Annotated in this window: 8 protein-coding genes; 4 read left to right on the forward strand and 4 right to left on the reverse strand. The window is 61.9% G+C overall.

All coding sequences use genetic code 11. The features are described 5' to 3' along the window. Nucleotides 1-18: 18 nt before the first annotated feature. Both fusA and ACF8GF_RS05415 read right to left on the reverse strand, forming a co-directional pair. Nucleotides 19-2,130, reverse strand: coding sequence for an elongation factor G (gene fusA, locus ACF8GF_RS05410; RefSeq protein WP_392488125.1), 2,112 nt, complete (start codon nt 2,128-2,130; stop codon nt 19-21). A 73-nt stretch (nt 2,131-2,203) separates the two neighbouring features. Further along, nucleotides 2,204-2,629, reverse strand: a complete 426-nt coding sequence (locus ACF8GF_RS05415) for a hypothetical protein (RefSeq protein ID WP_392488126.1) — start codon at nt 2,627-2,629, stop codon at nt 2,204-2,206. Nucleotides 2,630-2,840: 211 nt separating this feature from the next. Here ACF8GF_RS05415 and ACF8GF_RS05420 point away from each other — a divergent pair, with 211 nt between their 5' ends. After that, nucleotides 2,841-3,143, forward strand: coding sequence for a hypothetical protein (locus ACF8GF_RS05420; protein WP_012051778.1), 303 nt, complete (start codon nt 2,841-2,843; stop codon nt 3,141-3,143). 3 nt (nt 3,144-3,146) lie between these two features. Here the strand turns inward: ACF8GF_RS05420 and ACF8GF_RS05425 are convergent, their stop codons facing one another. Together ACF8GF_RS05425 and gcvA are read right to left on the reverse strand one after the other, a co-directional pair. After that, the gene (locus ACF8GF_RS05425) at nt 3,147-4,397 is read right to left on the reverse strand and encodes an aspartate aminotransferase family protein (RefSeq protein ID WP_392488127.1); all 1,251 of its coding nucleotides are present in this window, start codon (nt 4,395-4,397) and stop codon (nt 3,147-3,149) included. Between the two features lie 179 nt (nt 4,398-4,576). Beyond that, entirely contained in the window at nt 4,577-5,473 is an 897-nt protein-coding gene (gene gcvA / locus ACF8GF_RS05430; RefSeq protein ID WP_003251398.1) for a transcriptional regulator GcvA, read from the reverse strand. A gap of 257 nt (nt 5,474-5,730) precedes the next feature. On the opposite strand from gcvA, the gene ACF8GF_RS05435 reads away from it, so the two are divergent. The 3 genes from ACF8GF_RS05435 (at nt 5,731) to ACF8GF_RS05445 (ending at nt 8,451) form a co-directional block, all read left to right on the forward strand. Further along, nucleotides 5,731-7,113 (forward strand): amino acid permease, encoded by a 1,383-nt coding sequence (locus ACF8GF_RS05435; RefSeq protein ID WP_339443266.1) that lies wholly within the window; start codon nt 5,731-5,733, stop codon nt 7,111-7,113. 57 nt (nt 7,114-7,170) lie between these two features. After that, nucleotides 7,171-7,668: a PaaI family thioesterase gene (locus tag ACF8GF_RS05440; RefSeq protein WP_003251394.1), complete on the forward strand. Its 498-nt coding sequence runs from the start codon at nt 7,171-7,173 to the stop codon at nt 7,666-7,668. Between the two features lie 87 nt (nt 7,669-7,755). Next, nucleotides 7,756-8,451, forward strand: a complete 696-nt coding sequence (locus ACF8GF_RS05445; protein ID WP_392488128.1) for a glutathione S-transferase N-terminal domain-containing protein — start codon at nt 7,756-7,758, stop codon at nt 8,449-8,451. Nucleotides 8,452-8,714 lie beyond the last annotated feature (263 nt).

An 8,714-nucleotide genomic window follows, 5' to 3' on the forward strand; every position in this document is an offset into this window, starting at 1 on the left:
CCGGCACAGGAGAGCTGCTTACTCTCCGCGGCTCTTCTTGACGATGCCGTCGGCAATGCTCGCCGGCGCCTCGGCATAGCGGGTGAACTCCATCGAGAAGCTTGCCCGGCCCTGGGTCATCGAGCGCATCGAGGTGGCGTAGCCGAACATTTCGCCCAGCGGAACTTCGGCACGGATCACCTTGCCAGCCGGCGTTTCATCACCGTCCTGGATCATGCCGCGACGTCGGCTCAAGTCGCCGAGGATGTCGCCCTGGTACTCCTCCGGCGTCACCACCTCAACCTTCATCACCGGCTCCAGCAACACTGCGCCACCTTTCTGCGACAACTGCTTGGTGGCCATCGACGCGGCGATCTTGTAGGCCATCTCGTTGGAGTCGACATCGTGGTACGAGCCGTCGAACACGGCGGCCTTGAGGTTGATCAGTGGGTAGCCGGCAAGCACGCCGTTCTTCATTTGCTCCTCGATACCCTTCTGGATGGCCGGGATGTACTCGCGCGGTACCACGCCGCCGACAATCTCGTTGATGAACTCCAGGCCTTCTTTGCCTTCATCACCGGGGGCGAAACGGATCCAGCAATGGCCATACTGGCCGCGGCCGCCGGATTGGCGAACAAAGCGGCCCTCGATCTCGCAGGTGTTGCGGATCTTCTCGCGGTAGGCCACCTGTGGCTTGCCGATGTTGGCCTCGACGTTGAACTCGCGGCGCATGCGGTCGACGATGATGTCCAGGTGCAGCTCGCCCATGCCCGAGATGATGGTCTGGCCGGTCTCTTCATCGGTACGCACGCGGAATGAGGGGTCTTCCTGGGCCAGCTTGCCCAGCGCGATCCCCATTTTTTCCTGGTCGGCTTTGGTTTTTGGCTCCACTGCTACGGAAATCACCGGGTCGGGGAAGTCCATGCGTTCGAGAATGATCGGCTTGTCCATGTCGCACAGGGTATCGCCGGTGGTCACGTCCTTCATGCCGATCAGTGCGGCGATATCGCCGGCGCACACGTCCTTGATTTCAGCGCGTTGGTTGGCGTGCATTTGCACCATGCGGCCAATGCGCTCTTTTTTGCCCTTGACGGAGTTGAGCACCGCGTTGCCGGAGCTGAGCACACCGGAATACACCCGGGCGAAGGTGAGGGTGCCGACGAACGGGTCGGTGGCGATCTTGAAGGCCAGTGCCGAGAACGGTTCATTGTCGTCGGCGTGGCGTTCCAGGTGCTTTTCTTCGTCGTCGGGGTCGGTGCCCTTGATTGCCGGAATTTCCGACGGGGCGGGCAGGTAGTCGATCACAGCGTCGAGCATCAGCGGCACGCCCTTGTTCTTGAACGATGAGCCGAGGATGGTGGGCACGATTTCGTTGGCAATGGTGCGCTGGCGCAACCCGGCCTTGATCTCTTCGATGCTCAGCTCCTCGCCATCGAGAAACTTCATGGTCAGCTCGTCATTGGCCTCGGCCGCAGCTTCGATCATGTGCGCGCGCCATTTGTCGGCAAGCTCCTGCAGATCGGCTGGAATATCTTCTTCGCGGTAACTGGTGCCCTGATCGGCATCGTTCCAGTAGATGGCCTTCATCTTCACCAGATCGATCTGGCCAATGAAGTGCTCTTCGCTACCGATGGCCAGCTGGATGGGCACCGGGTGGTGCCCCAGGCGTTGATCGATCTGCTTGACCACGCGCAGGAAGTCGGCACCCTGGCGGTCCATCTTGTTGATGTAGGCCAGGCGTGGCACGTGATACTTGTTGGCCTGGCGCCAGACGGTCTCGGACTGCGGCTCGACGCCGTCAGCGCCGCTGAATACCACGACCGCGCCATCGAGCACGCGCAATGAGCGCTCCACCTCGATGGTGAAATCGACGTGGCCTGGGGTGTCGATGATGTTGAAACGGTACTTGTGGGCGAACTGCTTGGTCGAGCCTTGCCAGAACGCCGTGGTCGCCGCCGAAGTGATGGTGATGCCGCGTTCCTGCTCCTGGGCCATCCAGTCCATGGTCGCCGCGCCATCGTGCACTTCGCCCATCTTGTGGTTGACCCCGGTGTAGAACAGGATTCGCTCGGTGGTCGTGGTCTTGCCGGCATCCACGTGGGCGACGATGCCGATATTGCGGTACAGCTCAATGGGCGTTGTGCGGGCCATGGCAGACTACCTGTGGGTGGGCGGATTCCACCAAGTTAGCAGACCGGTGGAATCCTGCCCTGCCGCCGGGCTGTCAGTCGGCCAGGGCTTGCAGCATCCACTGGCCATCCACTTCGCGGGCCAGGCCGCTGGCCGGCAGCAAGGCCAGCAGGCGCGCGTGCAGGGCGGCCTCGGTAAAGGTCTTGAGGGCGGTCAGGTCCAGCGCACCGATCAGGGTGAGATCAGCCTTGGTGTAAGACAGCCAGGCTTTTTTCAACACCTGGGCGACGTCGCTGCCGGCGGTGCTGGCGAACCGGCGGTGCCACTGGCGGCCTTCGAAGGTGAAGTTGTGCGCGTGGCTGTAGGTGCTTTGGTCGGCACCTTCTACGCAGCGGTGGCAACGGCATGGGCCCTCGCCGAAGGCGTTGCGCAGGTAGCTGTTGAAGTCCACGACGGGCTTGAGGGACAGGCGTTTGTCGACTTCGAACAGGTCGGCGATCAGGGGTTCTTCGGCGCTCACTCGGGATCCTCGTGTGGTGTGGCGTGCATCGGCGGGCACCCTAACAGATCGGGGCATTCAGATCACCTGTTGCAGGTGCCCTGCATACCCTGAGCAACATGCGATCGCTGCGGGAGCGGGCGTTCCCGCGAACAGGCCAGTAGAGACAACAGAGACTGCCTGCCGTACTCTACGCGCCCATACGCCTATACACCCACCGAGGTAACCCCGCTTGAGCACCAAGTACCCGTACATCGCCACCGTGACCATCAGCGCCGAAGACCGTGGCGGAGATACCGAAGCCTCGGAAAACCCCAAGATGCGCGTGGGCCTGGAAGCGGTGACCGAAACCCTGAAGAAGGTGCATTTCGTCGGTACGCTCGCGGCCCCTGAGAAACCGGCCACGCACATTTGCGTAACCCTGGAGAATGGCCTGACCTATTACGGCCCGATCGTCAACGGCCATGCCGAACTGGAAGGCGGCTGGATCGCCTTCGAGTCCGACATGCTTACCCCGGAAGAACTCGGCCTGTAAGCCTCAGTTCAGTTCTGCCAGGCACTGCTCGAGGATATCCAGCCCTTCCTCGAGCACCTCGGCCTCGATGGTCAACGGAGCCAGCAGGCGAATGATGTGCCGCGCCTTGCCGCTGGGCATCAGCAGCAGGCCCTTGGCTCGGGCGGCCTCCATCACCTTGGCCAGTTGTGCCGGTGCCGGGCTGCCATCGGCATTGGCGAACTCGATCCCTCGCATGGCGCCCACGCCGGTCAGGCGGCCGATGTACGGGCTCAGGCCCGAAGTCTTCCAGCGCTCATAGCGGCTGACGATGGCCTGTTCCTGCCGTTCGCCCCAGGTTGCAACGTTTTCGTCGGTCATCTGCGCCAGGCTGGCCAGGGCCGCCGCACAGGCAATCGGGTTGCCTGAATAGGTGCCACCCAGGCCGCCCTTGGGCAGCGCCGCCATCAATTCCTTGCGCCCGACCACTGCACCCAGCGGCATACCGCCAGCAATGCTCTTGGCCAGCAACAGCAGGTCGGGTTCGATGCCCAGGCGCGGAAACGCGAAGCGCTGGCCGGTACGGCCGAAGCCCGACTGGATCTCGTCGATGATGATCAGGATGCCGCGCTCGTCGCAGAAGCGGCGCAGGGCCTGGGCGAAGGCCGGGTCCAGGGCAAGGAAGCCGCCTTCGCCCTGTACCGGTTCGAAGATGAACGCTGCGACGTCCTCCACCGCCAGCTCGACGCTGAACAGACGGTCCATGGCCTTGAGCGCCTGCTCGCAGGTAACCCCGGTATCCTCGCTGGGGTAGGGCAGGTGGTACACCGGCCCGGGCAGCTCGCCGACCCGCTGCTTGTAGGGGGCGACCTTGCCATTGAGGTTCAGGGTGGCCAGGGTGCGTCCATGGAAACCGCCGTCGAAAGCGATGATGGCACGTTTGCCGGTGGCGCCACGGGCCACTTTCAGGGCGTTTTCCGCCGCTTCCGCGCCGCTGTTGGTGAGCATGCCGGCCAGTGGGTAGCTGAGCGGGACGAACTGGCTCAGTTGCTCCATCAGTGCCAGATACGGGCCGTGAGGGGCCGCGTTGAAGGCATAGTGGGTCAGGCGGGTGGCCTGAGCCTGGATGGCCTCGACTACAGCGGGGTTGCAATGGCCCAGGTTGAGCACGCCGATACCGCCGACGAAGTCGATGTAACGTTTGCCGTCAGTGTCCCAGACTTCGGCATTACGGCCATGGGAAAGTGTGATCGGGTGAACGATGGCAATGGATTGGCTGATACTTTCCTGGTTCATGGGGCACGCGGACCTTGTTCGAGTTTCTTATTATCCAAGCGTGTCGGCAGGTTATTCCGCAAACGAATTATTCGATTGCGGTCATTCCATGGATTCGTGATCTGGCCGGTTTTTTGGGTTGGCTGTGCCGGCCTCTTCGCGGGCAAGCCCGCTCCTACCAGAGGCCGGGGCAGGTCAAATCAATCCCCTTCAGCCACCCGTTCCCGGATCCACTGCACAAAGGCTCTGATCTTGGGCACTTCGGCCGCATGCTCGGCATGCGCAATGAAGTGCCTCCCGTTGCTTGCCACAGGGTGGTCCCAGGCCACCACCAGCTTGCCTTCGCTCAGCTCTTCGGCCACCAGATAGCGGGGAATCAGGGCTATGCCGCAGCCGGAAATGGCGGCGCGGATGCACAGGTAGAACGTGTCGAAGCGCGGCCCGTGGTAGCTGTTCTGGCTATGCAGCCCAAGCCCCAGGAACCACTCGTGCCAGGCCTCCGGCCGCGACACGCATTGCAACAGCCGGTGCTCAGTCAGCGCCTGGGCGCTGTCGAAACGGTGGCTGGCCAGCAGTTGCGGGCTGCACACGGGCACCACTTCTTCGCTGAACAACTCGATGCAGGTCGCCCCGGGCCAGGTGCCCTGGCCGAAGAAAAAGGCGACGTCAGCCTTGGCCTGTACCAGGTCGAATGGCTCCAGCTCGTTACGCACATCCAGGTGAATCCGTGGGTAGCGGTCACCAAAACCCTTGAGCCTGGGCACCAGCCAGCGGGCGCCGAAGGTCGGCTGGGTGGCGATGCGCAGCACTTCGGTTTCGTCGCCGTAGCTGAGGATGTAGCGGCTGGATATGTCGATCTGGGTGAGGATCTTGTTCACTTCGGTGAGGTACAGCGCGCCGGCCGGGGTCAGGTGCAGGCGCCGGCGAATGCGCTGGAACAGCGAGTGCGAGAGCATGTCCTCAAGCTGCGCGACCTGCTTGCTGACGGCGCTCTGGGTCAGGTGCAGTTCCTGGGCCGCGCGGGTGAAGCTGAGGTGGCGGGCGGCCGCTTCGAAGCACTGAAGGGCGGTGGTCGAAGGCATCAGGCGTTTGGACATGACGGGCGAATACCGAGCAAAAAAGGAAGGAGTTCATTCCATAAAGGAATTATGTGGTTCGAAAAGGTCGTTTGTTGACCCCGGCCTATAGATTAATACTGACCTGGATCAACGATTACAACCGGTCATGCGAAGAGGAGGTCAATACCCGCTTCGGTCATCTGCAAAAAACAACAACAACACACATCAGAAATTTATAAGAATTCTGCTCAGACCTTCAGCCGCTTTGCTGCGGCCGACCCATTCGAGGGTTCTTCATGGCTTCGCAAGACAACAAGAAACAGCGCTCACTGCAGCACGGCCTGACTTCCCGTCAGGTTTCCATGATCTCCATTGCCGGCATCATCGGCGCCGGGTTGTTCATCGGGTCCTCCAACGCCATTGCCACCGCCGGCCCGGCCATCCTCATCTCCTACGCCATGACTGGCCTGCTGGTCTTGCTGGTGATGCGCATGCTGGGTGAAATGGCCATCGCAAACCCCAACAGCGGCTCATTTTCCACCTACGCCACGGAAGCCATTGGCCCTTGGGCGGGCTTTACCATCGGCTGGTTGTACTGGTGGTTCTGGGTGTTGATCATTCCGGTGGAGGCCATCGCCGGTGCTGACATCCTGCATGCCTACTTCCCTGGGGTGCCCTCCTGGCTGTTCGCTTTCCTGATCATGCTGGTGCTGTCCTGCACCAACCTGGTCAGCGTGAAGAACTTCGGTGCCTTCGAGTACTGGTTCGCGCTGGTCAAGGTGGTCGCAATCATTGGCTTCATCGGGGTCTGCACCTTGGCTGTGTTCGGCTTCTGGCCGCTGGCGGAGGTGTCCGGGGTCAGCCGGCTGTGGGACAGCGGTGGTTTCATGCCCAATGGCTTCGGGACGGTGCTTGGGGGCGTGCTGATCACCATTTTCTCGTTCTTCGGTGCCGAAATTGTCACCATCGCGGCTGACGAGACCGCCAACCCGAAAGACAAGATTCGCCGCGCCACCAACCTGGTGGTGTACCGCATCGCCATCTTCTATCTGGCGTCGATCTTCCTGGTGGTGTCGCTGGTGGCCTGGAACGACCCCGAGCTGAAAGCGGTAGGGTCGTTCCAGCGTGTACTGGAAGTGCTGAACGTGCCGGGCGCCAAGCTGCTGGTTGACCTGGTGGTGCTGGTGGCAGTGACAAGTTGCATGAACTCGGGGCTCTACACCGCGTCGCGCATGCTCTATTCGCTTGGCGCTCGTGGTCAGGCGCTTAGCGTGACCAAGCGCATCTCCGGTTCCGGCGTGCCGACCGTAGCGGTGATCTTCTCCACCCTGGCAGGTTTTGCAGGCTGCTTCGTCAACTACGTGTTCCCGGGCAAGGTGTTTGGCTTCCTGCTGTCGACCACTGGCGCCATCGCCTTGCTGGTGTACCTGGTCATTGCCGTGTCGCAGCTGCGCATGCGTGCCCGTGCCGAGCGTGAAGGGCGCCCGCTGGAGCTGAAGATGTGGCTGTTCCCATGGCTGACCTGGCTGGTGATCGGCACCATCGTCATGGTGCTGGGCTACATGCTGTTCAGCGATGCCTACCGCTATGAGACGCTGATGACTGCCGGGGTGACCGCGTTCATCCTGCTGGTTTCGCTGACCCAGCGGCGTGCCAGGATGGTTGCCCAAACGGCCTGATGTTTCTGCTTTAATGGGGGCGTTGCGCGCCCCCATTCCAACAAGCACAGGAAGCGTATGACTGATCACACACTTTCCCTTCAAGCCCTCGCGGCGCCTGAGGGTACCTGCTACGGCTGCGGCTGTTCCCACCCCAGCGGCCTGCACCTGCAAAGCCACTGGGACGCCGACGGTGTTCATCTGGTGTGCCGACACTCGCCCGACAGCACCTTCATCGGCTGGCCTGGCCTGGTTTACGGTGGCCTGCTGGCGATGCTGGTCGACTGCCACTCCAACTGGACGGCGATGGCCTACCACTACCGTAACGAAGGCCGCGAGCCGGGCAGCCTGCCGCGTATCGACTGCGTTACCGGCACGCTCAACCTGACCTACCTGAAACCTACGCCGATGGGCGTCGAGCTGTTGCTCAAGGCGCGTGTCGAAGGTGAAGTGGGGCGCAAGAGCCGGGTCATCTGCGAAGTCTGGGCAGAGGATGTACTGACTGTGACTGCCGACTCCGTGTTTGTCCGCGTCGATACCGAAAAGCTCAAGCTCAAGGCCCACGGCCAGGCCTGAGCTGCCAACGCTGATGAGTGGTCGGTGATGGTCAGCGGCTGGGGATGTCTCTAGAGTGACAGGTTCATTCCCTTGGCAAGGTTGATCATGACCGATCTCAGTGCTTTCCCCATTACTCGCAAATGGCCCGCCAAACATCCCGAACGCCTGCAGTTGTACTCGCTGCCGACGCCCAACGGGGTGAAAGTGTCGATCATGCTCGAAGAGATTGGCTTGGCTTACGAGGTGCACAGGGTCAGCTTCGACAATGATGACCAATTGAGCCCCGAATTCATCTCGCTCAGCGCGAACAACAAGATCCCTGCCATCCTCGACCCGAACGGGCCGGGCGGTCAGCCGCTGCCGCTGTTCGAATCGGGGGCGATCCTGCAGTACCTGGCAGAGAAGAGCGGCCAGCTGCTCAGCCAGGACCCCGCCCAGCGCTATCAGACCCTGCAGTGGCTGATGTTCCAGATGGGCGGCATCGGGCCGATGTTCGGCCAGGTCGGGTTCTTCCATTTCTTTGCTGGCAAGGAATATGAAGACAAGCGCCCGCGTGACCGCTATGTCAACGAGTCCAAGCGGCTGCTGGGCGTGCTGGATCGGCATTTAGAAGGTCGGCAGTGGATGGCTGAGGAATACAGCATCGCCGACATCGCCATCTTCCCTTGGGTGCGTAACCTGGTGGAGCGCTACAACGCCCGTGACCTGGTGGGCTTCGACCAGTTCAAGGAAGTGCAGCGCGTGCTGGCGAATTTCCTCGAACGGCCAGCCGTGCAGCGTGGCCTGAAAATCCCGGGCTGATCAACTCGCGTAGGGACAACTGCCTTGCTCAAACTTCGAAACGCCTGCGCGGTCGCCCGTAGGCGCGGGTTTACCCGCGAAAGGGCCGGCCCTGTTGGCCAATCTCCACCCGCTGTTCACGGTTGCCGCCGCTACCGTATTCGCGGGTAAACCCGCTCCTACGCCGGATTGGTGGTGGACACAGGTCGGTGGTTGGGCGCAGGCCGTCGTAGGAACGGGTTTACCCGCGAAAGGGCCAGGCCTGCTGGCCAATTTCCACCCGT

Source organism: Pseudomonas sp. yb_5, assembly GCF_043103865.1.
Classification (GTDB): domain Bacteria; phylum Pseudomonadota; class Gammaproteobacteria; order Pseudomonadales; family Pseudomonadaceae; genus Aquipseudomonas; species Aquipseudomonas putida_Y.

Coding starts and splice junctions, on each gene's coding strand:
- fusA (WP_392488125.1), bottom strand. CDS start 2,130: ATGGCCCGCACAACGCCCATTGAGCTGTACCGCAATATCGGCATCGTC.
- ACF8GF_RS05425 (WP_392488127.1), bottom strand. CDS start 4,397: ATGAACCAGGAAAGTATCAGCCAATCCATTGCCATCGTTCACCCGATC.
- gcvA (WP_003251398.1), bottom strand. CDS start 5,473: ATGTCCAAACGCCTGATGCCTTCGACCACCGCCCTTCAGTGCTTCGAA.
- ACF8GF_RS05435 (WP_339443266.1), top strand. CDS start 5,731: ATGGCTTCGCAAGACAACAAGAAACAGCGCTCACTGCAGCACGGCCTG.
- ACF8GF_RS05440 (WP_003251394.1), top strand. CDS start 7,171: ATGACTGATCACACACTTTCCCTTCAAGCCCTCGCGGCGCCTGAGGGT.
- ACF8GF_RS05445 (WP_392488128.1), top strand. CDS start 7,756: ATGACCGATCTCAGTGCTTTCCCCATTACTCGCAAATGGCCCGCCAAA.